Here is a 342-nt window from a genome sequence, read left to right on the forward strand (position 1 = left end):
ACAACTTGCCGGAGCCCAAGGTGCTGCTGGCGGATCGGGGTTATGATGCTGATCGTATTCGGAAAAACATGGATGAACGCGACATCCTCACCCAAATCCCAATGCGCAAGACCCGCAAGATGCGCGTGGGTGTAGATCACACGCTTTACCGGTTGCGCAACATGGTCGAACGTTGCTTCAACAAACTCAAGAACGCCCGCCGAGTAGCAACACGCTACGACAAAACCTCAGAAAGCTTCTTGGGCTTCATCGACATCACCTCAATCCGCCTCTGGCTTCGCCATTTGTCAACATGACCTAGCGCATCACAAAGGGGTCAGGGATAGGATCATCCGAGGTGCG

1 protein-coding gene is annotated in these 342 nt (G+C 53.8%); it reads left to right on the forward strand.

Annotation, left to right across the window (positions count from 1 at the left end; all coding sequences use genetic code 11):
* Positions 1–296 (forward strand): transposase (locus DC53_RS21890; protein ID WP_139016137.1); only part of this gene is annotated, 296 nt, incomplete at its 5' end.
* Between the last annotated feature and the right edge of the window lie 46 nt (positions 297–342).

This window comes from Pseudoalteromonas fuliginea (genome assembly GCF_000690055.1).
Lineage (GTDB): Bacteria > Pseudomonadota > Gammaproteobacteria > Enterobacterales > Alteromonadaceae > Pseudoalteromonas > Pseudoalteromonas fuliginea.